The sequence below is a fragment of the Mycobacterium arosiense ATCC BAA-1401 = DSM 45069 genome (assembly GCF_002086125.1).
In the GTDB taxonomy this organism is placed as follows: domain Bacteria; phylum Actinomycetota; class Actinomycetes; order Mycobacteriales; family Mycobacteriaceae; genus Mycobacterium; species Mycobacterium arosiense.
In genome coordinates this window covers 1-22,540 of record NZ_MVHG01000087.1, presented here as the reverse complement: position 1 = coordinate 22,540, position 22,540 = coordinate 1, and the positions used below count along the sequence as shown (strand labels likewise).

The window sequence follows — 22,540 nt, the reverse complement described above, 5'->3', positions numbered from 1 at the left end:
GGCAGCCCGGCGGTGGCGGCGGAAACGCTCCGGCACAGGGCGGGCATAACGGCCCCCCGCCACAGGGTGGTCAGAACAATCCGCCGCAAGGTGGACATAACGGCCCCCCGCCACAGGGTGGTCAGAACAACCCGCCGCAGGGTGGTCAGAACAACCCGCCGCAGGGTGGTCAGAACAACCCGCCGCAGGGTGGCCAGAACACCCCGCAGCCCAACCAGCACGGTCAGTACCCGGCCCAGACGGGGCAGAACAACCCGCCCAATGAGCACGGCCAGAATCCGCCGCAGAACCCGCAGAACAATCCGCCCAACGAGCACGGCCAGAATCCGCCGACGCAGGGCGGCCCGAGCAACGCGCCGGCGAACCAGAACCCGCCGCCGAACAACAGGCAGCGGTACGAGGCGCTGAACCCGCCGGCCACGCAGCCTCCGCACCCGCCCTACGTTCCGCGGCACGACGTGGTCACCGCGAGCGCTCAGATCGGTGGACCCGCCGGTCCGAATGTGCAATTCAGCATCCCTGGCCGCGGGGCGCCCCCGCCACCGCGTGTGCACGGTTACGGCTGGAACGACGGCCCGGCTCCGGGGCACCCACCGCCTCACTGGGAGGGCCCGCCCCCTCCGGGTGGCTGGAACGGTCCGCCGCCTCCGGGAGGCTGGAACCGGCCGTGGGACGGCCCGCCGCGTGACTGGGATGCGGGGCGGCGCGACTTCGGACCGTTCAACTACAACACCTTTACCGTCGTGCCCGTCTTCAACTGGCAGTACGGGGGCTGGGGTTACTGGTTCTTCGGCGTCTGGGTGCCGCTGTACTGACCCGTCGCTGATCACCTGAACGTCAGCGGGCGCTGCAGTAACCGGCGCGCCCGCTGACGTGTCTCTGGGGTCCGCCCTACTGCGGGTGGGCCGCCACGTAATCGGCGGCCGGAATCGGCGCCGATGCGTGGTATCCGATGGGCAGCACCACGTCGCCCACGGTCGTCAGGCAATAGACGTCCCACCGGTAGTAGGCGGCGAACGTCGCGGGATCGGCAGCGATCAGCGCCGCGTAATCGTCGACCGCGCGCACGTATTGCTCGGCGTGGTTGTACCCGTAGATCGCGTGATCGCGATCGGTTGCGAAGCCGTTGGCCGCCAGGTAGCGGCCCGCCGCGAGAATGCTGTCATGCGGCGAGTGGACGTCGCCGCCCTGGCCGTAGCCGGCGAACGTCGAGGGCAGGAACTGCATGGGTCCCTGCGCGCCGGCGGTGCTCGCACCGACGATGCTGCCGAAGCGGCTCTCGACGAAGTTGATCGCGGCCAGATAATTCCAGCCCACGCCGGATTCGGCTTCCGCCTGGTGGTAGTAGCCCATCAGTTCCTCAGCCGGTGCCGGGGGTTCGATGCGCCACGCGGGCAAGGATTCTCGCACCGGCGTCAGCGCCGTGAGTTGCCGGCGGGCGTCGACGTTGCGGTCGTAGACATCGGCCAGCTCCGCCGGGATGCGCGCGCGGGTGGTGGCGTCCCATTCGGGACGGCGACCGATGGCGCGGTAGGTGGCCTGCTCGCGACGCGCCGCCGCGGTCAGCGCCGCGTCCGGTGTGCCGGGATCACGCAGCGCGCGCTCGTCGGCCACCAGGTCGTCGGCCAACTGTGCCGGATCCGGCGCCAGGCGGGGTTGCGCGCCGCCGGGCGTCCCCGCGTCGGCGGGCACCATCCGCGCCGGCGGTGTGGCGGCCCGTGTCGTGGTTGCCGGGCCGGTGGCGGCCGCGGGATGCGGCGCCGAACAGCCGACGAGCGCGACCGCGATCGCGCCGGCGACGAGCGGCCCGATGCGGTTACGGCCCACGATCACGTCCGGCCCCCTGCCTCAATCCGAAGGGCTTCGCTTGGTTGGCACACAGCGAGTGTTGCGCATCGGAGCTCGTGACATCAATGCCGACGAAGCACGGGGACTTGTAACGACGCCCTGACGCTCTCAAACTGATTGATATGCGCGACCGCGAGACGATCGATTCGGAATTGCGGCTCATCGCGCTGCGGCGCCAACAGATCCGCGAGCAGGGCGGTCAACTGTCGTCGCACGAGGTCGACGAACTGCTCGATGAGCTTCTAGCCCACAGCACCGGGGCGTCTCTGGACAGCGCACCCGTCGGCGGGCCTGAAACCGCGCTTGTCGCCGACGCTTGGCCGGGAGCTCGCAAAACCGGTACCACGCTTCGCCGGCGCAGCGGTGTGCTGCGCCGCCTGGGCCTTGCGGCGGCGTTACCGCTGTCCCTGGTGGCCGTCGTCGCCGCGGTGGTGGTGATGTTCGTGCTGCGCCACCACGATTCGTCGGCCCAGCCGACCCAGACCCCGCTTCCGGCCGCGCCGTCACCACCCAGTCGAATAGCGCCCCATGCGCCCGCCCCGGCGATTGGCGCCATCGACGCGGCCTTCATCGGTGCATTGAAGCGGGAGGGCGTGCCGGTTCCCAGCCAGGACTACGTGATGAGCCAGGGGCACGCGGTGTGCGACTTCCTGGCGCACCAACCTAGCTTCGCGGACGCGGCCGGGTTCGTGCAGCGAAGGTCGGTCTGGGACGCGGACCAAAGCGCGAAGGTCACCGCGGGCGCCATCGTCGCGTATTGCCCTCAGTCCCAGCCGAAAGGTCCGGACCCGACGCCGCCGGACTATCAGAAATCGATGTCCGACCTGCAGGACATCGAACGGAATTTGCAAGGCATCCAAGGGAAGCTGCAGGACATCCAAGGCGGTCTGGACGCCATCCCGGGCCAGCCGTGACGAGCTAGCAGTCGTGACGGCGCGAATTCATGATCTCGAGACGTTCCTTGAGCAGTTTCTCGAGTTCCTCGATCGAGCGGCGTTCTCGCAGCATGTCCCAGTGAGTGCGCGGCACTTTGCCCTTCTTGGGTTCGGCGAGCCCGCTGCCATCGATCAGGCTGCCCTCCATGCCGTTGCGGCACAGCCACGCGCCGGGGATCTCAGCGTCGTCGGCGAAGGGGATGTCGAACTCCTCGCCGTTCGCGGTCCGATACCGCGCGATCTGGCGTGGCGCCAGGTTGTGGTCGCGCTCGGTCTGGTAACTGACGGATCCGAGGCGACTGCCTCGCATGACGCGATCAGCCATCATCGACGCTCCCGCTGACGATCCACTTGATCGGCAGTGGCGCGCATGCGGCCGGACAAGCGAAGAAAATCGTGTTCGCCCACACCGCCGGGCACGGTGTAGGCAAGCCGCCATAACTCGACGGAGTAGTCGCGCAACTCCTGGCGGAGCTGGGCCTCGACGGCGGGCATGACGCCTGCAGATTCTGCGGAGGTGATTGTGGAGCTGTGGTCGAACATTGCTGCACCCTCGGGATCTAGCACCCGGGTGCGATGAGGGCGCAGTGGTTGTTCCGACCAGCTTTTTCAACGGCAGCACAAAACGCGGACCCAAGTCATCATCACTGCCTTGACCGGTGTCTTCACCCTACGCCGATGCGGGTCGGGCAGCGCGGACAACACGGCCGGGTCGAAGCAGGAAGGTGTGCCGATTCCCGGCCAGGCGGGGCTTTGTGGCTGCGCCGCCCCAGCGGAAAGAATGCCCAGGCAAATAATGGCCTATGTTCATTGTCTTTGCAGGCAAGGGTAGTAACCTGACGGCTGACGAGGAGGACTCGTGGGCTTTCTCACCGCCAACGACCCGGTCGACCATCTACGGACCAGCCGCCCACTGGTGGGGCAGGCTTTGAAGAGTCCGGCCAAAGAACCGGGGTTGCTGCTGATGGCGGTCGGTCTGGTGGCTTACGGGATTTGCCTCACCTGCTTTGCCCACTGCCAATACGGCGCAGGGCTCATCGCGGCCGGCATCTCGCTGGTGGCGATGACGGCGGGCGCCGCCTGGCTATGGAAAGAAGCGCGGCGAGTCCGGAAACTCGAACGCGGCTGGAACGCGGGACCCGGTCGGCTGACCTCGCCGTCACGACCAGGACTCGGAGCCCCCTGTCAGGATTGAACTGACGACCGCTCGCTTACAAGGCGAGTGCTCTACCACTGAGCTAAGGAGGCGGGGTAAATCCGTGCCCAGCCTAATCGGTCAGTCCTCGGTGTCGATCACGCGTGCGGAACGCACCGCCCGCGACGAGGGGCGGCGCCGCCCCGGCAGCGGAATCCGGTCGGCGATGTTGCTCAGCGGGTTGACCACCATGGTGAGCGCGATGACGGCGTCCTGCAGCGTGGCGATGGCGGGCTCGAGCGCCTCCATGCCGGGCGTGAGCCGCGCCAGGGTGTCGGCCACATCGGCGAGCTGATCCAGCGGCCCGTTCTTGGCCGTCAGCTTGTCGACCAGCCCGCCCTCGGCCAGCAGCCGGTCGGCCAGTCCGTCCTCGGCCAGCAGCCGCTCGATCAGCCCCTCCTCGGCGACCAGTTGATCGGCCAGCCCGCCGGGCTGCAGCGTGCGATGCAGGGCGCCGCCCTCGGCGGTCAGCCGGTCCAGCAGGCCGCCCTCGGCGGTCAGCAGGTCGACCACCCCGCCCGGGCGCAGCAAGCGATCGATCGGACCGTCCGGGGCCACCGCCCGGCCCAGCGGCGCGTCGTCGTCGAGCAGCCTGGCCAGCCGGTTGGCCCGCATGATCGCATCGTCGATCCCCAGCATGGACGTCATCGCGTTGGTGCCGGCAGTCCCGCCATCACCCAGGGCTCGCTTCGCCACGCCGACGGCCGTGCTCGCGACGCTCAGGCTCGCATCCACGGCGGCCAGACCCACCCGGGCGGGCGCCGTCGCGGCCGACACGATGCTTCTGGCGAGGTTCATTCCTCGAGTCTATTCGCGCCGCCCGGTTTGCTAAGGCCGTTACGTCCCAAGGCAATGCGATGATTTCTGGCAGAGTACTATCAGACGGTTGGCACTGAGCTCTCAGGAAGTGCACAACCTTCGCATAGCAAACGTTCAAGCAAGGGGCGGAAGGCATCTGATGACATCGACAACCCCCAACGACACCAAACCGGAGGCTCGCGTCCTCGTGGTCGACGACGAAGCCAACATCGTCGAGCTGCTCTCGGTGAGCCTGAAATTCCAGGGTTTCGAGGTCTACACCGCAACAAACGGCGCCCAAGCCCTCGATCGGGCGCGCGAGGCCCGGCCCGACGCGGTCATCCTCGACGTGATGATGCCGGGCATGGACGGGTTCGGGGTGCTGCGCCGGCTGCGCGCCGACGGCATCGACGCCCCCGCTTTGTTTCTGACCGCCCGAGATTCCCTGCAGGACAAGATCGCCGGGCTGACACTGGGCGGCGATGACTACGTGACGAAGCCGTTCAGCCTCGAAGAGGTCGTGGCCCGGCTGCGGGTCATCCTTCGCCGCGCCGGCAAGGGTGGGGCCGAACCTCGCAGCGCGCGGCTGTCTTTCGCCGACATCGAACTCGACGAAGAAACCCACGAGGTGTGGAAGGCCGGTCAACCGGTGTCGCTGTCGCCGACGGAATTCACGTTGCTGCGTTACTTTGTGATCAACGCCGGCACGGTGTTGAGCAAGCCGAAGATCCTCGACCACGTGTGGCGTTACGACTTCGGAGGTGACGTCAATGTCGTCGAGTCCTACGTGTCGTATTTGCGTCGCAAGATCGACACCGGCGAGAAGCGGCTGCTGCACACCCTGCGCGGAGTCGGTTATGTGTTGCGGGAACCGCGCTGAGCCCGCCCGCGGCGGCAGAAGAAGTAGGTAGATGGTCACCAAACCTCGACGGGGATTGCCCCTTCGGATAGGGCTCGTCGCCGCCACGCTGGCGCTGGTCGCCTGTGGCCTGGCCGTCTCCGGCGTCGCGGTGACGTCGATCCTGCGACACAGCCTGGTCAGCCGGATCGACTCCACCCTGCTCGACGCGTCCCGGGGCTGGGCGCAGAACCCGCGCCGGCAGTCGCCACCGCCGTACGAAGGTCCCGACCCGAGCCGGCCGCCGTCGAAGTTCTACGTCCGCGGGGTCAGCATCGACGGGACCCCGTTCACCGCCATCAACGACCGCAACGCCGAACCGGCGTTACCGGCCGACAACGACGTCGGTCCCAACCCGACGACGCTGCCGTCGGTGAACGGCTCGGACATTCAATGGCGGGCCGTCTCGGTGCACGGCCCGCACGGGCTGACGACCGTCGCGATCGACCTGTCCGACGTCCAGCACACGGTCAGCTCGCTGGTCTGGCTGCAGATGGGCATCGGGGTGGCGGTGCTGGTCGTGGTGGGAATCGCGAGCTTCGCGGTGGTGCAGCGCAGCCTGCGGCCGCTGACCGAGGTCGAACACACCGCCGCCGACATCGCCGCCGGCCAGCTGGATCGCCGTGTGCCGGAACGAGATCCGCGGACCGAGGTGGGCCGCCTCTCGCTCGCGCTCAACGGAATGCTGGCGCAGATTCAGCAGGCGCTGGCGTCCTCGGAGTCCTCGGCCGAAAAGGCGCGCGGCTCCGAGGACCGGATGCGGCGCTTCATCACCGACGCCAGCCACGAATTGCGCACCCCGCTGACGACGATCCGCGGCTTCGCGGAGCTGTATCGCCAGGGTGCCGCCCGCGACGTCGCGATGCTGCTGTCGCGGATCGAGAGCGAGGCGTCCCGGATGGGCTTGCTGGTCGACGACCTGCTGCTGCTGGCCCGCCTGGATGTGCAACGACCGCTCGAACACAATCGGGTGGATCTGCTGGCGCTGGCCAGCGATGCCGTGCACGACGGGCAAGCGATGGACCCGAACCGCACCATCACCTTAGAGGTCCTCGACGGCCCGGGCACCCCGGAAGTGCTCGGGGACGAAGCCCGGATCCGGCAGGTGTTGAGCAACCTGATCGCCAACGCGTTGCAGCACACCCCGGAAAGCGCCGACGTCACCGTGCGGGTCGGTACCGACGGCGCGGACGCCGTGCTCGAAGTGGTGGACAAGGGTCCGGGCATGAACCAGCAGGACGCGTCGCGCGTGTTCGAGCGGTTCTATCGGACCGACTCGTCGCGAGCCCGCGCCAGCGGCGGTACCGGGCTGGGGCTATCCATCGTCGACTCCCTGGTGCGCGCGCACGGCGGCGTGGTGAGCGTGACCACCGCTCCCGGCGAAGGCTGTCGCTTCCGGGTGACGCTGCCGCGCGTCAGTGACGTACCGGCGCACGAGCCGGTTCACGTCAACTGAGCCAGCGCCGCCTTGATCTTGGCCTGGGCCTCGTCCAGCGATTCCGCCGACGGGTTGCGGTCGACGTTGGCGAAGCCGAAGTCGCTGAGGCTGCGGGTGGGGAAGACGTGCACGTGCAGGTGCGGCACCTCGAGCCCGGCGATGATCAGGCCGGACCGCTCCGTCCTGAAGGCCTTGCACACCGCCCTGCCGATCAGCTGGCTCACGGCCATGACCCGGGCGAAGGCCGGGCCGTCGACGTCCTGCCAATTGTCGAGCTCGGCGCGCGGGACCACGAGCGTGTGGCCCTGCGTCATCGGCTCGATCGTCAGGAACGCGACGACGTCGTCGTCCTCGTAGACGAAGCGGCCGGGAAGTTCACGGTTGATGATCTTGGTGAAGATCGACGCCATGAGCCCAGCATAGGTTCGGCGCCCCGACGGTCCTGCGTCAGTCCTCCCCGCCGAACTGCATCATGTCCAAGTTCCAGTAGCCGCGCATGTTGGTGATCAGTCCCGCGTCGTTCACCCGGTAGGTGAACACGCCGCGCACCGAGCTGCTGAGGCCGCCGTCGAATTTGCTGTTGAGCACCAAGATGTGGGCGGCCTCGTACGGCGAACTCGACGGGAAGGTCTCCTCGCAGGTGATCGAGAGCTGATTGGCGGCGATGTTGGTGTCGAAGAAGGCGCCGACGGCCTTCTTGCCGCGAACCCCAGTGCCGTCGGGGTTGGTGACGGACTTGCCGATCGGGTCCTCGATGACGACGTCGTCAGACATCAGGGCCAGCCACCCCTCGCGGTCGTGCGCCTGCACGCACCGCCACGACGACTGCGACGCGGCCAGGGCCGGCGACAGCTGGGATTGCTCGGTTTCGGTCACTTCGGGTCTCCTGTCGTTAGATTGCGGGCCTCGGGCAGGGAGTCGAGCAGGATGATGCTGTCGGGCGCGGCCGTGCCGGCCAGCACGACACTGTCGGAGGCGGGGCGCCGGGTGGCCAGCTGCCAGCCGCGCATGGCAGCCCGTGCGGGGTGCCGTGCATCGTCTCCATCAAAGACATGACCGGGCGGTTGCGCACCGTCATGGCGCCGATTCGTCCCGGCGCCATGAGGTGCGGAAAGCTGGTCACCCAGGACCGGTCGGGTTACCGGTCGGCGTCGGTGAAGCGGATGACGCCGCGAATGTTCTTGCCGTCCAGCATGTCCTGGTAGCCGTCGTTGATCTGCTCCAGCTTGTACTGGCGGGTGATCATGTCGTCCAGGTTCAGCTTGCCGGCCTTGTACATCGACAGCAGCTGCGGGATGTCGTACTGCGGATTGCCGCCGCCGAAGATGGTGCCCTGCAGGTTCTTCTGCATCAGGGTCAGCATCGCCAGGTTCAGGGTGACGTTGGTGTCCAGCAGGCTACCGATGGCGGTCAGCACGCAGGTGCCACCCTTCTGGGTGATGTTCAGATAGTTGTCGACGTCGGCGCCCTGCAGCTCGCCCACGGTGACCACGACCTTGTGGGCCATCAGGCCGTAGGTGACCTCGGCCATGCCCGCCATCGCCGCGAGGATGTCGGGGTAGACGTGGGTGGCGCCGAACTTCAGCGCCTGATCGCGCTTCCACTCGACCGGGTCGATCGCGAAGATGTAGCGGGCGCCGGCGTTGACGGCTCCTTGCAGCGCCGCCATGCCGACCCCGCCGACGCCGACGATCGCGACGTCCTGGCCCGGGCGGATGTCAGCGGTGCGGACCGCGGAGCCGTAGCCGGTGGTGACGCCGCAGCCGACCAGCGCGGCGACCTCGAACGGGACCGACGGGTCGATCTTCACCACCGAGCTGCGGTGCACGACCATGTAGGGGGAGAACGTTCCCAGCAGTGTCATGGGGTAGACGTTCTGGCCGCGTGCCTGGATGCGGAAGGTGCCGTCGGACACCGCGGCGCCGCCGAGGAGGCCTGCGCCCAGGTCGCACAGGTTGCGCATGCCGGCCTGACAGGTCGGACATTGCCCACACGACGGGATGAACGACAGCACCACGTGGTCACCCGGGGTGATGTCCTCCACGCCGGGACCGACTTCGGTGACGATGCCAGCGCCCTCGTGGCCGCCCAGCACCGGGAAACCGGCCATCGGGATACCCCCGGTGACCAGGTGATGGTCGGAGTGGCACATGCCCGCCGCTTCCATCTGGATCTTGACCTCATGCGCTTGCGGGTCGCCGATCTCGATTTCCTCGATAGACCAGGGCTGGTTGAACTCCCAGATCAGTGCGCCTTTTGTCTTCACGATGGTCCTGACCCCATTTCGCCTTTGAATTGATCAGAGCTGACGGCCCCTTCATGCCGGCCAGCTAGGTGACGAGTGCCACAGGCACTGTCGTCGCGTCAGCATAGCGCGCGCAACAAATCAAATGCTTGGTTGGTCCCGCGGCGGTCGCGGGCGCGGTGTCGCCGGGCGCCCCGGGTCGCCGCCATTGGTCTGATCACCAGATCGCGACCGGGGCCTGGCCAAGCGGGTAGTATCCGGGCAGCTTTTCCCCGGCGACGCTGCGCTCGATGCGCCTGCGCATGCCCTCGCTGAGGTCCCCGGACTCGATGAGCTTGCCGAACATGTACGCGACGTGGCCGAAGTCGAAGAAGTCGCGTTGCCACTCGATGAGCCGGTCGTCGTTGAGGCGGAACCAGCTGCCCCCGATGCCGTAGATCTCATCCCGGGTGCCGTCGTTCTTGTTGACGATCTGCTTCCAGAAGCCGACGATCTCGCCCTGCTTTTCGTCGATGAGCACCTTCTGGTATTCGTACACCCAGTTCTCCAGCCCCTCCATCTCCAGGCCGAGGGCGATGTCGCGGATTTCGTCGATGCCGACGCACATCACGTCTTCCTTGGGCCCGATATTCCAGCCGTAGGTGGCGTCCTGGGTGTAGAAGTCGGCCAACGGCCGCCAGTCACCGGCCTTCTCGCAGTCCTTGTTGGCCTGCAGCCAGCGGTCGACCCATGCCTCGAGATCACCGCGCGAGTGTGACGCGTGTGCTGTCATTAGTCAGTCTCCCGGATCTTCTTGATGAACAGTGCTTGCGTGGGGCACATATCGACCGCGCGCTCAATCTCGTCGCGGGCGTCCTCGGGCGGTTCGGGGTCGACGATCTCGACCTTGCCCCGCTTGGGCACCCGGAAGTAGTCCGGCGCCTCCAGTTCGCACATGGCGTGGCCCTGACACAAATCCAGATCCGCTTCGATTCTGAATCCGCCCATTGGACTTACTCCTTACGCGTTGCGCTTGCGGTAGCGCACCTTGGCCGGCCGCGCGAGCTGCACCACCATCTTGGAGTGATCGTTGTGATAGCTGTCTGCCGGCTGGGCCATCTCAAACTCGTACTCGCGCAACAAGACCGAGAAGATCGCCTTGATCTGCATCTGGGCGAACGCGGCGCCGACGCAGCGGTGCCGGCCCGCGCCGAACGGAATCCAGGTCCACCGGTTGACGATGTCGGCCTGCTCGGGCTTGTTGTAGCGGTCGGGTTTGAACGCGTCGGGGTCCGGAAAGTCCTCGGCGATCCGGTTGGAGATCGCCGGGGAGGCCGCCACGTAGTCGCCGGCGTGAATCGGAAAGCCCTCGACCTCGAACTCGCCTTTGGCGACCCGCATCAGGATGATCAGCGGCGGGTGCAGGCGCAGCGTCTCCTTGACCACGTTGTCCAGCTTCGGGATCGAGCGCAGCGCATGGAAACTCACCTCCTGGCCGTCGGCGTAGAGCTCCTCGAGCTCGGCCAGCACCTCGGCGTATACGTCGGGGTGGCGGATCAGCTCGATCAGCGTCCACGCGGACGTGCCGGAGCTGGTGTGGTGCCCGGCGAACATCAGCGAGATGAACATCCCGGTGACCTCATCGGCGGAGAACCGGGGTTGGCCGTCCTCGTCTTTGATCGAGACCAGCACGTCGAGCATGTCGCGGTCGGCCTTGTCCTTGGGCGGGTCGGCCAGCCGCTGATCCATGATGTCCTGCACCAGCGCAACGAGTTTCACGCGGGCCTCGTCGCGGCGCCGGAAGCTGTCGATCGGCAGGTAGGGGTCGACGTAGCACAGCGGGTCGGTGCCGCGTTCCAACTCGTGGTAGTACTCGGCGAACCGGTGGTCGAGCTGTTCACGGAACTTCAGCCCGATCAGGCAGGCGGTCGAAGTGTAGATGGTCAGCTCGGCGAAGAAGTCGAGCAGCTCGATCTCACCTTCCTCGCCCCAGTTGGCGATCATCTTCTTGACTTCGCCCTCGATGGTGGCCGCGTGCCCCTTCATCTGTTCGCCGCGCAGCGCCGAGTTGTGCAGCATCTCCTTGCGCCGCTCGGGGCTGGCGTCGAACACCACGCCCTTGCCGAAGATGGGCGTCATGAAGGGATACGCCTCGGCCTGGTCGAGGTCCTCGTCAGCGGAGCGGAAGAAGAACTCGTTGGCCCCGGCGCCGGAGAGCAGGATGACGTGCTTGTCGACCAGCTGAAACCAGCCGACGTCCCCGCATTCCTCACGGACGCGCTTCATCAAACCGATTGGGTCGGTGCGGAATTCCTCGAGGTGGCCGTGCTCTTCCTCGCCGCCGGAAACCCGGGGCACGGTCGCGGTCGTAGTCACTGTGCTCGCTCCTCCTGGCGCGCACCGCGCGCCGCGTCGTCGATTCGCGAAGTCACTGTCCTGGCATCCCCTCTTCGCCGAGTGCGAGTTTCTGTCGGTCTTTGTTGTCGGCCAGCGGTGCTTCGGGTTGAAGCTCCATGTTGGCGATGAAGCCACCGCGCGGTGTCTCGGCGACGAACGTGATGGCGCGTGCCAAGTCCGCCGCGCGCAGAAAGTAGTCGTGGCGGGCCTGGCCCCACTTGGCCCAGTCTTCTAATGCGGGACCGATCTTCTCGGCCGGCAGGCTCCAGCCCATCGACGTCTTCGTGGGACCGGGGTGCACGATCGAAGCCCGCACGCCGGTGCCCTCGAGTTCCATCTGGAAGTTGGTGACCATCGCGACGAGCGCGGCCTTGGCCGCGCCGTAGGCGCCCATGTGCGGGCGCTGCCGCAGGGCCACGTCGGATCCGACGAAGATCAGGTCGCCGCGCCGTCTCTCCAGCATCCCGGGCAGCACCGCGGTGGCCAGCCGGTTGGCGCCGACCAGGTGGATCTGCAGCTGCGACTCGAACTCGTCGGTCGTGATCTCAGCGAGCTTGCCGAAGTAGGTGTCGCCCGCTCCGGCCACCAGGACCTCGATGTCGCCGAGCGCGTCGACGGACTGTGCCACAAAGGATTTCACCGAGTTGGGGTCGGTGACGTCCAGGTGGAATCCGACCGCCTCGCCGCCGTCGGCGTTGATCTTGCCGACGATGTCGTCGAGTTTTTCCACCCGTCGGGCACCCAGCGCGACCGGGAATCCATGCGCCGCGAGCTCGATGGCGGTTGCTTCTCCGATGCCGGAGGAAGCACCGGCCACGATGGCGGGCCGGCGTTCGGGCAAGGGGTCAAAGCGGGGCATTCAGCGGACCTCCACGCTCATTGGTAGGTGAGCGAACCCGCGGACATTGCTCGAGTGGACGCGGACGGCGTTGGCCTCGTCCACCTGGTAGCCGCGGATTCGCTTGAACAACTCGGTGAGTGCGACCCGGGCTTCCATCCGCGCCAGATGCGCGCCCAGGCAAAAATGTGCGCCACTACCGAAACTCAGGAGTTTAGGCCCGATTTCGCGCCCGATGAGGTAGTCGTCGGGGCTGTCGAAGACCCGCTCGTCGCGGTGGCCGGAGCCGGGCAGCAGCAGCAGGACGTCGCCCTCGGGAATCGTGGTGTCGTAGAGGGTGAGCTCCTCGGACACGGTACGAGCCAGGATCTGGCTGGAGGTGTCGTAGCGCAGGGTCTCCTCGACCCACAGTGGCACCCGCGACAGGTCCTCATAGACCGGCGTCAGTTGATCCTGATTCTTGTAACCCCAAAACGCGGCATTGGCAAGGAGTTTGGTGGTGGTCTCGTTGCCGGCGATCACCATCAGGAACATGAAGCCGAGCACCTCGTCGTCGGTGAGCCGGTCGCCGTCGATCTCGGCCTCCAGCAGCGCCGAGGTCAGATCGTCGGTCGACTTCTCGCGCCGCTCGGCCACCATCTGCTGGTAGTAGACGATCAGGTTGAGGGAGGCCTCGACGGCCTCCGGCGGCACGTCGGTGACGCCCTCCTCGCGGTGCATCACCCCGTCGGCCCAGGCTCGGACCTGATCCCGATCCGGTTCGGGGACACCCATCAGCTCGGAGATGACGTCCATGGGCAGCTTGCCGGCGAACTCGTCGACGTAGTCGACACAGTCGCCGGAACCGTCGCTCGCCTTGGCCAGCATGGTGTCGAGGTGCTGCGTCGCGATCTCGGTGACCCGCGGCTCGAGTTCGCGAATCCGGCGCGGGGTGAAGCCTTTTGACACCAGCGTCCGCAGCCGCAGGTGAGCGGGATCGTCCATCGCCAGGAAGGACATCGTCTTGCTGGCGTGCGGGCCACGCGAGGCGGGGTCCAGCGAAACGCCGTATTTGTTGGAAAGCGTTGTGCTGTTGCGGAACCCCCGCAGCACGTCCTGGTGGCGCGACAACGCCCAGAAGTTCAGCTCGTCGTTGCGATACAGTGGGGCCTCGTCGCGCAGCCGCTTGTAGTACGGGTACGGATCTTCGTGGAAGTCGTAGTCGTAGGGATCGAGGACCAGCTCGTGGTCGCCCACATGGACGGTCATTTAGATTCGTGTCTCCTGGTTTGCCTCGCCGGCGCCGGGCAAGATCAGGCTCACCACATAGGCCAGCTGGTCGGCGATCTGGTGATAGGTGAACTGGCCACTGGCCGCCTGAACCAAGGCCCCGAAGAACATCATTTCGAGCGCGGCCACCATGTTCGGGTCGGCACCGGGCCCGATGGCGGCCGCGATGCGGCGGTGGATCTCGGCGCCGATGCGATCGCGCGCCGCACCCACCGCGGGATCGGTCCCGCCGCCGAGCAACGCGGTCGTGCATGCCGCGCCGACCTCGGGTTCATCGGCAACCACCAGGGCCAGGTGGCGCAACACCTTGTCCACCCTTTCCGGCATCGGGTCGTTGACGTCGGTGAAGAACGGAACCTGGCGCACCAGGTCCAGGTAGACCTCGGCGATCAAATGGTTCTTCGACGAAAAGTAGGTGTAGGCGGTGGCCGGCGCGACCTTGGCGCGCGCCGCGACCGCGCGCACCGTCAGGCCGGCGTAGGACTTCTCGCGCAGGGTTTCGATGCCCGCCGCGAGCACCTTGCGGAAGGTCTCCTCCTGGCGACGGTTGCGCGCCGGCTGACCGGCCTGGTGGTCGGCGCCCGGGGTGATCGTCACCAGTGCATCGCTGGACACATGTCCAAGCTAGAGGATCGGATCGGCGCGAGGCAACCCCGCAATCAAAATTTGCAGCTTGATTAGCCTTTCAGGCAGGCCAGCCCGCGTTCGCCGAGATCGGCTCTTGCACCGCCGACGGACTGGCGGCTATCGTTCGATCGGGCAATATCGGACAACTGTCCACTAGGCTGGCGTGCCGAGTTGGCCGCACACAGACGGGAGCGGGACATGGCCTTGTTGGCCGACGGCGTGAGTGAACTGTTCATCGACGGCAAGCTGTCGGCCGGCGGCGCCGGCAACTTCCCCACGGTGAACCCGGCGACCGAGGAAGTGCTGGGCGTCGCCGCCAACGCCGACGCCACCGACATGGACCGCGCCATCGACGCCGCGCGGCGCGCCTTCGACGAGACCGATTGGTCCCGCAACACCGAAATGCGGGTGCGGTGCATCCGGCAGCTGCGCGATGCGATGCGCGACCACATCGAAGAGTTGCGCGACATCACCATCTCCGAGGTCGGCGCCCCGCGGATGCTCACCTCGGCCGCCCAATTGGAGGGTCCGGTCGGTGACCTCAGCTTCGCCGCCGATACCGCCGAGTCCTACGAGTGGAACCAAGACCTCGGCCAGGCATCGCCCATGGGGATCCCGACCCGGCGCACGATCGCTCGCGAAGCCGTCGGCGTCGTCGGCGCCATCACCCCGTGGAACTTCCCGCACCAGATCAACCTCGCCAAACTGGGCCCCGCGCTGGCCGCCGGCAACACCGTGGTGCTCAAGCCCGCACCGGACACCCCCTGGTGTGCCGCGGTGCTCGGCGAGATCATCGCCGAACACACCGACTTCCCGCCCGGTGTCGTCAACATAGTCACGTCCGACGACCACCGGGTCGGCGCACTGCTCTCGAAAGACCCTCGGGTGGACATGGTTTCGTTCACCGGATCGACCGCGACCGGCCGCAGCGTCATGAGCGACGCCGCCGCGACGATCAAGCGGGTGTTCCTGGAACTCGGCGGCAAGTCGGCATTCGTCGTTCTCGACGATGCCGACCTGGGCGGGGCGTGCTCGATGTCGGCGTTCACCGCGGCCATGCACGCGGGGCAGGGGTGCGCCATCACCACCCGGCTGCTGGTGCCGCGGGCCCGCTACGACGAGGCCGTCGCCATCGCGGCGGGCACCATGGGCTCGATCAAGCCCGGCGACCCCAACGATCCTGGAACCGTTTGCGGGCCGGTGATTTCCGCCCGGCAGCGGGAGCGGGTGCAAAGCTACCTCGACCTGGCGATCACCGCGGGCGGCACGTTCGCCTGCGGCGGCGGCCGTCCACCCGACAAGGACCGCGGCTTCTTCATCGAACCGACCGTGATCGCCGGCCTGACCAACGACGCCCGCCCCGCCCGTGAAGAGATCTTCGGACCGGTGCTCACCGTGATCGCCTACGACGGCGAGGGCGACGCGCTGCGCATCGCCAACGACTCGCCATATGGCTTGTCCGGCACCGTCTTTAGCGCCGACCCCGAACGCGCGGCCAACTTCGCGTCGGGGATGCGGGTGGGCACCGTTAATGTCAACGGCGGTGTCTGGTACTCCGCCGACGCGCCGTTCGGCGGATACAAGCAGTCCGGCAACGGACGCGAAATGGGCGTGGCCGGCTTCGAGGAATACCTGGAAATCAAGACCATCGCCACCGCGGTGCAGTGACCGTGCCACGAGGCGACCGAAAGGAAAACATGCGATTCGAGAACAAAGTCGCCATCGTCACCGGGTCCGGTGGCGGCATCGGGCAGGCGTACGCCGAGGCGCTGGCCCGCGAGGGCGCGGCGGTGGTGGTCGCCGATATCAAGGCCGAGGCCGCCGACGCGGTCGCCAAACAGATCGTGGCCGACGGCGGAACGGCCATCAGCATTCCGGTCGACGTGTCCGACCCGGCGTCGGCCAAGGACATGGCCGACCGCACGCTCGCTGAATTCGGCGGCATCGACTATCTGGTCAACAACGCCGCGATCTTCGGCGGCATGAAGCTGGACTTCCTGCTCACCATCGATCCCGAGTACTACCGCAAGTTCATGAGCGTGAACCTCGACGGCGCGTTGTGGTGCACGCGTGCGGTGTACAAGAAGATGGCCAAGCGCGGTGGCGGCGCGATCGTCAACCAATCATCCACCGCCGCTTGGCTTTACGCGAACTACTACGGCCTGGCCAAGGTCGGCATCAACGGTCTGACCCAGCAGCTGTCCCGCGAACTGGGTGGCCAGAAGATCCGGATCAACGCGATAGCCCCCGGCCCCATCGACACCGAGGCCAACCGGACCACCACGCCGCAAGAAATGGTCGCCGACATCGTCAAGGGTCTGCCGCTGTCGCGGATGGGCTCGCCCGAAGACTTGGTCGGCATGTGTCTGTTCCTGCTCTCCGACGAGGCGTCGTGGATCACCGGCCAGATCTTCAATGTCGACGGCGGACAGATAATCCGGTCGTGACGAGAGGCGGTGTCAGATGACGGATCAGCTGCGGCTCGGCTATATCGGCCTGGGCAACATGGGCGCGCCGATGGCCACGAAAATGACCGAATGGCCCGGCGGCATAACGGTTTACGATATCCGGACCGAGGCGATGACCCCGCTGGTGGAGAAGGGCGCCGGCCTGGCCGACAGCGTCGCCGACGTCGCCGCCGCCGACCTCATCCACATCACCGTGCTCAACGACGCCCAGGTCCGTGAGGTGGTCGGCGAACTGGCGGCGCACGCGAAGCCCGGCACCGTCATCGCGATCCACTCGACCATCAGCGACACCACGGCCGTCGAGCTCGCGGCCGAGCACCAGCCGCACGGCATTCACATCGTCGACGCGCCGGTCAGCGGTGGGGCGGCCGCCGCCGCCAAGGGCGAACTCGCCACCATGGTGGGCGCGGAGCGCCAGGTGTACGAGCGGATCAAGCCGGCCTTCAAGCATTGGGCGTCGGTGGTCATCCACGCCGGTGAGCCGGGGGCGGGCACCCGGATGAAGCTGGCCCGCAACATGTTGACGTTCACCTCGTACGCCGCGGCGTGCGAGGCCATGAAGCTCGCCGAGGCGGCCGGTCTGGACCTGCAGGCGCTGGGCCGGGTGGTGCGCCATACCGACGCGCTCACCGGTGGCCCGGGGGCCATCATCGTTCGCGACAACATGAAAGACCTTGAACCGGACAACTTCCTGTATCAACCCTTCATGCACACCCGCGGGCTCGGCGAGAAGGACCTGAGCCTGGCGTTGGCTCTCGGCGAGTCGGTATCGGTCGACTTGCCGCTTGCCCGGCTGGCCTACCAGCGGTTGGCCGCGGGCCTCGGGGTGCCACACACGGAGAAAGAGGCGTAATGGACGAGCTGCGCAGCAAGGGCCTCGCAAAGATGAATGAGGTCTACGGCTGGGAGATGCCGAACATCGAAGGAGACGCGTACTTCGACCTGACCGTCGACCACCTGTTCGGCAGCATCTGGACGCGACCGGGATTGTCGATGCGCGACAAGCGCATCATGACCCTGACCGCGGTGACCGCGATCGGAAACCGCGACCTGGCCGAGATCCAGATCAACGCCGCACTTCTCAACGGCGAGCTCAGCGAGACCGAACTGAAGGAGATGGCGGTCTTCCTCACCCACTATCTCGGCTTCCCGCTGGGTTCGGCGCTCAACGGCGCCGTCGACGCCGTGGTGGCCAGACGCAAGAAGGCCGCGGCCAAGGGCGCCGGGGAGGACAAGAAGGGCAATGTCGACGCCGCGCTGAAGATGCACTCGGGGGAAGGTCGTGATTAGCCGCTGAGACGCGTTGCGCCTTCGCCGGCGCCGGGCGGTTTTCTCCCCGCCGGCGCCTGTCGACTCTTTGCGAATTCACGGGTATACAGGCGCAGCGGCGCAGAATATCCTCGATCGCGGTCTGTGGTATTACCGCGAGGGGAGTTCAAGGGTGGCAAAGGAAAGCCCGGACGAGGGTGAAGCGCCGATCATCGTCGGCATGGCCGAAGCGGCGATGCACATGTACACCACCGCCATCGCCGCATTGCCCGATACCAACGACGACGAATTTCGGCCTCGGGTGGAGGTGATTCTCTCCGGCCTGCGCAAACTGCGAAAGTCGTTGACCGACGCCGCGGCCCGCAGCAGGCTGACGCCCGGGGTGATCGTGGCGCTCAGTGAAGCCCGTCGGTGCTATGACGACCTGATGGAACGCGCCGCGGCCGCGCCCGCCGCCGCGCTGGGCCAGCAATTGTATGTGGCTCGCCTGCACGCCAAACTCTCCGCGAAAGAGGCCGCGAACGGAGCCGGGCTGCGGGCCGACCTGCTGGACGACCTGGAAGCCGGCGAAACGCCGACCGAGGACGAGGCGACCAACGTCAAAGGACTGATCGAGTCCCTCGGCCGCGGCGGCGTTCCCGCTATGAAGCTCAACGAGAATGACCACAAGCGGTTGCCCGCCGAGTCGTTCGACGAATCGGTGGCGTGAGTTTTTGTTGGAACGGTTCGTACATTCCCGCGATCCGCGGCTAGTCTGACCTGTCGTGCGCGTCCTGGTAATCGGTTCCGGTGCCCGTGAGCATGCCCTGCTATTGGCGCTCCGCAAAGACCCCCAGGTGACGGGGCTGGCGATCGCCCCCGGCAACGCGGGCACCGCTCGGCTGGCCGAGCAGCGCGACGTCGACCTCACCTCGGCGGACGACGTCGTCGCCCTGGCCCGCGAGGTCCGCGCCGACCTGGTGGTCATCGGTCCCGAGGTGCCATTGGTCCTCGGGGTGGCCGACGCGGTGCGAGCCGCCGGCATCGTCTGCTTCGGCCCCAGCAAGGACGCCGCGCGCATCGAAGGCTCCAAGGCTTTCGCCAAGGAGGTCATGGCCGCGGCCGGGGTGCGCACCGCAACCAGCGAAATCGTCGACACCCCGGCGCATTTAGACGCCGCCCTGGAGCGGTTCGGCCCCCCGGTGGGGGATGCGGCCTGGGTGGTGAAGGACGACCGCCTGGCCGCGGGCAAGGGCGTGGTGGTGACCACGGATCGCGCCGTCGCACGCGCGCACGCCGCCGGGCTCCTCGAGGCGGGACACCCGGTGCTGCTGGAGTCCTATCTGGACGGCCCCGAGGTGTCGCTGTTCTGCGTCGTCGACGGCGAAACCGTGGTGCCGCTGCTGCCGGCGCAGGATTTCAAGCGCGTCGGCGACGGGGACAGCGGGCCCAACACCGGCGGCATGGGCGCCTACGCGCCGGTGCCGTGGCTCCCCGACGAGGTGTACCGCGACGTGGTCGGCAACATCGTCGAACCCGTTGCGGCCGAGATGGTTGCGCGCGGCAGCCCGTTCAGCGGATTGCTGTATGCCGGGATCGCGATCACCGCGAACGGCCCCGCCGTGGTCGAATTCAATTGCCGCTTCGGAGATCCCGAGACACAGGCGGTGCTGGCCCTGCTCGAATCGCCGCTCGGCCAGCTGTTGTACGCGGCGAGCAGCGGCACCCTGGCCGACTTCGGCGAGCTGCGCTGGCACGACGGTGCCGCCGTGACGGTGGTGGTGGCGGCGGAGAGCTATCCCGGCCGTCCCCGGGTGGGCGACGTCATCGTCGGCTCGGAAGCCGACGGGGTGCTGCACGCCGGGACGGCCCGGCGCGAAAACGGCGAAATCGTCTCCTCGGGTGGCAGGGTGCTCTCGGTGGTGGGCACCGGCGCCGACCTGACCGCCGCGCGAACCAGAGCCTACGAGGTCGTTCGCTCAATCCGGTTGCCGGGCAGCCATTTCCGCAGCGACATCGCCGAACTGGCCGCCGACGGAAAGATCCGCCTCTAAAAGGCGGCGGCCTGACCGTCCCGCCGCGGATCGCTGGCCGCGACGTAGCCGCCGTCGAGGCGCCAGATCGCCTGGCAGCTGCCGAATTGGTTGTAGTCGTCGACGGCAACCAGGTCGTGCCCGCGCCGGCGCAACTCGTCGAGTGTTGCGTCAGGGAAGCCCCTTTCGCAGCTGACCTGCATGCCCTCCACCCACCGGAACCGCGGGCCGTCGCATGCCGCCTGCGGGTTCTGCCCGTGGTCGGCGATGCGCACCATCACCTGAACGTGACCCTGGGGCTGCATCATCCCACCCATCACCCCGAAGCTCATGACCGGTTCGCCGCCTTTGGTCACAAACCCCGGGATGATGGTGTGGTAGGGGCGCTTGTTCGGGCCCACAGCATTCGGATGGCCTTGGGCGGCCGAGAAATTCGCTCCGCGATTTTGCAGCGAGATCCCGGTGCCCGGCACCACCACGCCCGAACCGAACCCCATGTAGTTCGACTGGATCATCGACACCATCATCCCCGTGGCGTCGGCGGCGGTCAGGTAGACGGTGCCGCCCGCCGGGGCGCCGGCGGATGCCGGCTTGGCCCGTCCGCGGTCAATCAGTGCCGCGCGCTGCTTCAGGTATTCCTTGTCCAACAGGCGTTCCGGCCCCAGCGGCATGTGCTCGATGTCGGCGACATAGGCCTGGGCGTCGGCGAATGCCAGCTTCACCGCCTCGATCTGCAGGTGCACGCTGTCGGCGGAATCGGCCGGCAGCGAGGCCAAATCGAAGTGCTCCAGGATGCCCAGGGCGATCAGCGCGACGATGCCCTGCCCGTTGGGCGGGATCTCGTGCACCGTGTATCCGCGGTAGCCGCCGTCGACCGTGCCCACCCAGTCGGCGCGGTGGGCCGCCAGATCGCCGGCCCGCATGCCCCCGTCATGCGATAGCGCGTGTGCCTCGAGCCGGACGGCCAGTTCGCCACGGTAGAACGCCTCCCCGTTGGTCGTGGCGATCGTTTCCAGCGTGGCCGCATGATCGGGCAGGCTGAATCGCTCGCCGGGTTTGGGCGCCCGCCCGCCGGGCAGAAACGCTTGGGCGAACCCCGGCTGGTTCTCGAAAAGAGGCACTTGGTCCGCCCATTGCTCGGCGACTGTCGGGGAAACCAGAAAGCCGTTGCGGCCGTAGGCTATTGCGGGTTCGAACAGCCGCTCGAACGGGAGCTTGCCGAACTTGGCGTGCAGTTCGGTCCATGCCGACACCGCGCCCGGCACGGTCACCGAATTCCACCCGAGGAGCGGAACGGACTGGCCGCCAAAATATTCCGGCGTCCAGGCCGCCGGCGAGCGGCCCGAGGCGTTCAACCCGTGCAATTGTGTGCCGTCCCACACAACGGCGAAGGCGTCCGAACCGATCCCGTTGGATACCGGCTCCACGATCGTCAGGGTGATGGCCGTGGCGACGGCCGCGTCGACCGCACTGCCGCCCTGGGCGAGCATCCGCAGGCCCGCCTGGGCGGCGAGCGGTTGCGAGGTGCACACAACGTTTTGCGCCAGGATGGGTTTGCGCGGCCAGGCGTACGGGAAGGTCCAGTCGAAAGGTGCGGTCACCTCAGCGAGCGTAACTCGTTACGCCGTCAGCAGCGGCGCCATCCAGGTCAGTTCGGCGGGCAATTGCGAGCTCCAGAACGCGCCGTCGTGCCCACCGGGCGAGAAGCCGCCGGCCGGCGGATTGGGTAGCTGCGCGATGAACTGCTTTGTCGCGGAGTAGAACGGATCGCTGTCGCCGCAATCGATTCGGATGGGGATGGAGGCCAGGGCGGGCATGCCGAACACCGAGTTCGCGGCGAAATCATCCGGCCCGTCGAAGGCTCCCGGCGCGGCCGCGCCCGAGGACATCCACAGGGCCGGGCTCACCGCGCAGATCGCCGCGGTGCGGGCCGGTCCCAGCCGGCCGCCCAGCAGCAGTGCGCCATAACCGCCCATCGACCAACCCAGAAACGCCACCCGTGAGATGTCCAGATTCTGGTTGCTCAGCATCGGGATGAGCTCGTCGAGCACCATGGCGCCGCTGTCCTCCCCGGAAGACCGCTTGTGCCAATAGCCGCCGCCGCCGTCGACCGCGACCACCGCGAACGGCGGCAGCCCGGCGTCGACGGCCTGTGCCAGACCGTGTTCGACGCCACCGGCCATCACGGTGGACGCGTCACTGCCCTTGCCGTGCAGCGCGATCACCGGCCGCAGCGGCTTGGTCTGGCCCGGCGGACGCGCGATGGCCCAGTTGGTGTCGGCCCCACCGCGGGCGGCGGAGGAGAAGGAACCGGTCACCATGGT

26 protein-coding genes and 1 tRNA gene are annotated in these 22,540 nt (G+C 67.3%); 11 read left to right on the top strand and 16 right to left on the bottom strand.

Annotated features, from left to right (window positions below):
• Positions 1-815 (top strand): MAP_0585 family protein (locus BST14_RS31165; RefSeq protein ID WP_245845641.1); only part of this gene is annotated, 815 nt, incomplete at its 5' end.
• A gap of 76 nt (positions 816-891) precedes the next feature.
• Here BST14_RS31165 and BST14_RS23185 read toward each other — a convergent pair.
• Positions 892-1,827 carry a lytic transglycosylase domain-containing protein gene (locus BST14_RS23185; protein ID WP_083066696.1) on the bottom strand — a complete coding sequence of 312 codons (936 nt, stop codon included), beginning with the start codon at positions 1,825-1,827 and terminating at the stop codon, positions 892-894.
• Positions 1,828-1,970: 143 nt separating this feature from the next.
• On the opposite strand from BST14_RS23185, the gene BST14_RS23180 reads away from it, so the two are divergent.
• Entirely contained in the window at positions 1,971-2,762 is a 792-nt protein-coding gene (locus tag BST14_RS23180; RefSeq protein ID WP_083066693.1) for a DUF732 domain-containing protein, read from the top strand.
• 4 nt (positions 2,763-2,766) lie between these two features.
• Here the strand turns inward: BST14_RS23180 and BST14_RS23175 are convergent, their stop codons facing one another.
• The gene (locus tag BST14_RS23175; protein ID WP_083066692.1) at positions 2,767-3,108 is read right to left on the bottom strand and encodes an RNA polymerase-binding protein RbpA; all 342 of its coding nucleotides are present in this window, start codon (positions 3,106-3,108) and stop codon (positions 2,767-2,769) included.
• Entirely contained in the window at positions 3,108-3,326 is a 219-nt protein-coding gene (locus BST14_RS23170; RefSeq protein ID WP_083066691.1) for a hypothetical protein, read from the bottom strand. Before BST14_RS23170 ends, BST14_RS23175 begins: the two co-directional genes overlap by 1 nt.
• Positions 3,327-3,642: 316 nt before the next feature.
• On the opposite strand from BST14_RS23170, the gene BST14_RS23165 reads away from it, so the two are divergent.
• Positions 3,643-3,978, top strand: a complete 336-nt coding sequence (locus BST14_RS23165) for a hypothetical protein (RefSeq protein WP_083066690.1) — start codon at positions 3,643-3,645, stop codon at positions 3,976-3,978.
• Here the strand turns inward: BST14_RS23165 and BST14_RS23160 are convergent.
• Together BST14_RS23160 and BST14_RS23155 are read right to left on the bottom strand one after the other, a co-directional pair.
• Positions 3,960-4,031, bottom strand: a tRNA-Thr gene (locus tag BST14_RS23160). The genes BST14_RS23165 and BST14_RS23160 overlap by 19 nt on opposite strands.
• Positions 4,032-4,059: 28 nt before the next feature.
• A complete protein-coding gene (locus BST14_RS23155) occupies positions 4,060-4,776 on the bottom strand; it encodes a hypothetical protein (RefSeq protein ID WP_083066689.1) in 717 nt (238 codons plus the stop codon).
• A gap of 160 nt (positions 4,777-4,936) precedes the next feature.
• Here BST14_RS23155 and phoP point away from each other — a divergent pair, with 160 nt between their 5' ends.
• Both phoP and BST14_RS23145 read left to right on the top strand, forming a co-directional pair.
• On the top strand, positions 4,937-5,656 hold the full coding sequence (gene phoP, locus BST14_RS23150) for a two-component system response regulator PhoP (RefSeq protein WP_083066688.1): 720 nt from the start codon (positions 4,937-4,939) through the stop codon (positions 5,654-5,656).
• Between the two features lie 31 nt (positions 5,657-5,687).
• Entirely contained in the window at positions 5,688-7,130 is a 1,443-nt protein-coding gene (locus BST14_RS23145) for a sensor histidine kinase (RefSeq protein ID WP_083066687.1), read from the top strand.
• Here the strand turns inward: BST14_RS23145 and BST14_RS23140 are convergent.
• From BST14_RS23140 to BST14_RS23095, 9 genes are all read right to left on the bottom strand, one after another.
• Entirely contained in the window at positions 7,118-7,522 is a 405-nt protein-coding gene (locus BST14_RS23140; RefSeq protein WP_083066686.1) for an HIT family protein, read from the bottom strand. The genes BST14_RS23145 and BST14_RS23140 overlap by 13 nt on opposite strands.
• A 37-nt stretch (positions 7,523-7,559) precedes the next feature.
• On the bottom strand, positions 7,560-7,988 hold the full coding sequence (locus BST14_RS23135; protein WP_083066685.1) for a ketosteroid isomerase family protein: 429 nt from the start codon (positions 7,986-7,988) through the stop codon (positions 7,560-7,562).
• Between the two features lie 262 nt (positions 7,989-8,250).
• Positions 8,251-9,378 (bottom strand): NDMA-dependent alcohol dehydrogenase, encoded by a 1,128-nt coding sequence (locus BST14_RS23125; RefSeq protein ID WP_083066683.1) that lies wholly within the window; start codon positions 9,376-9,378, stop codon positions 8,251-8,253.
• A gap of 196 nt (positions 9,379-9,574) precedes the next feature.
• Entirely contained in the window at positions 9,575-10,129 is a 555-nt protein-coding gene (locus BST14_RS23120; RefSeq protein WP_083066682.1) for a nuclear transport factor 2-like protein, read from the bottom strand.
• Complete coding sequence (gene fdx / locus BST14_RS23115) at positions 10,129-10,344, bottom strand: ferredoxin Fdx (protein WP_083066681.1); 216 nt, start codon at positions 10,342-10,344, stop codon at positions 10,129-10,131. Before fdx ends, BST14_RS23120 begins: the two co-directional genes overlap by 1 nt.
• Positions 10,345-10,356: 12 nt before the next feature.
• Positions 10,357-11,712 (bottom strand): lanosterol 14-alpha demethylase, encoded by a 1,356-nt coding sequence (gene cyp51 / locus BST14_RS23110; protein WP_083066680.1) that lies wholly within the window; start codon positions 11,710-11,712, stop codon positions 10,357-10,359.
• Positions 11,713-11,764: 52 nt separating this feature from the next.
• Positions 11,765-12,592 carry an SDR family oxidoreductase gene (locus BST14_RS23105; protein WP_083066679.1) on the bottom strand — a complete coding sequence of 276 codons (828 nt, stop codon included), beginning with the start codon at positions 12,590-12,592 and terminating at the stop codon, positions 11,765-11,767.
• Positions 12,593-13,819: a cytochrome P450 gene (locus tag BST14_RS23100; RefSeq protein WP_083066678.1), complete on the bottom strand. Its 1,227-nt coding sequence runs from the start codon at positions 13,817-13,819 to the stop codon at positions 12,593-12,595.
• Entirely contained in the window at positions 13,820-14,455 is a 636-nt protein-coding gene (locus tag BST14_RS23095) for a TetR/AcrR family transcriptional regulator (RefSeq protein WP_083066677.1), read from the bottom strand.
• A gap of 210 nt (positions 14,456-14,665) precedes the next feature.
• Here BST14_RS23095 and BST14_RS23090 point away from each other — a divergent pair, with 210 nt between their 5' ends.
• The 6 genes from BST14_RS23090 (at position 14,666) to purD (ending at position 20,237) form a co-directional block, all read left to right on the top strand.
• The gene (locus BST14_RS23090) at positions 14,666-16,135 is read left to right on the top strand and encodes an aldehyde dehydrogenase (protein ID WP_083066676.1); all 1,470 of its coding nucleotides are present in this window, start codon (positions 14,666-14,668) and stop codon (positions 16,133-16,135) included.
• A gap of 29 nt (positions 16,136-16,164) precedes the next feature.
• Entirely contained in the window at positions 16,165-16,914 is a 750-nt protein-coding gene (locus BST14_RS23085; protein WP_083066695.1) for an SDR family oxidoreductase, read from the top strand.
• Between the two features lie 16 nt (positions 16,915-16,930).
• Complete coding sequence (locus BST14_RS23080) at positions 16,931-17,788, top strand: NAD(P)-dependent oxidoreductase (protein ID WP_083066675.1); 858 nt, start codon at positions 16,931-16,933, stop codon at positions 17,786-17,788.
• The gene (locus BST14_RS23075; RefSeq protein WP_083066674.1) at positions 17,788-18,225 is read left to right on the top strand and encodes a carboxymuconolactone decarboxylase family protein; all 438 of its coding nucleotides are present in this window, start codon (positions 17,788-17,790) and stop codon (positions 18,223-18,225) included. Before BST14_RS23080 ends, BST14_RS23075 begins: the two co-directional genes overlap by 1 nt.
• Before the next feature lie 151 nt (positions 18,226-18,376).
• Positions 18,377-18,913, top strand: a complete 537-nt coding sequence (locus BST14_RS23070; protein ID WP_083066673.1) for a forkhead-associated protein — start codon at positions 18,377-18,379, stop codon at positions 18,911-18,913.
• 55 nt (positions 18,914-18,968) lie between these two features.
• Positions 18,969-20,237: a phosphoribosylamine--glycine ligase gene (gene purD / locus BST14_RS23065; RefSeq protein WP_083066672.1), complete on the top strand. Its 1,269-nt coding sequence runs from the start codon at positions 18,969-18,971 to the stop codon at positions 20,235-20,237.
• On the opposite strand, the gene BST14_RS23060 is transcribed toward purD, so the two are convergent.
• On the bottom strand, positions 20,234-21,817 hold the full coding sequence (locus BST14_RS23060) for a gamma-glutamyltransferase family protein (protein WP_083066671.1): 1,584 nt from the start codon (positions 21,815-21,817) through the stop codon (positions 20,234-20,236). The genes purD and BST14_RS23060 overlap by 4 nt on opposite strands.
• Positions 21,818-21,835: 18 nt before the next feature.
• On the bottom strand, positions 21,836-22,540 hold a 705-nt coding region (locus BST14_RS23055; protein ID WP_211280791.1), incomplete at its 5' end, for an alpha/beta hydrolase-fold protein.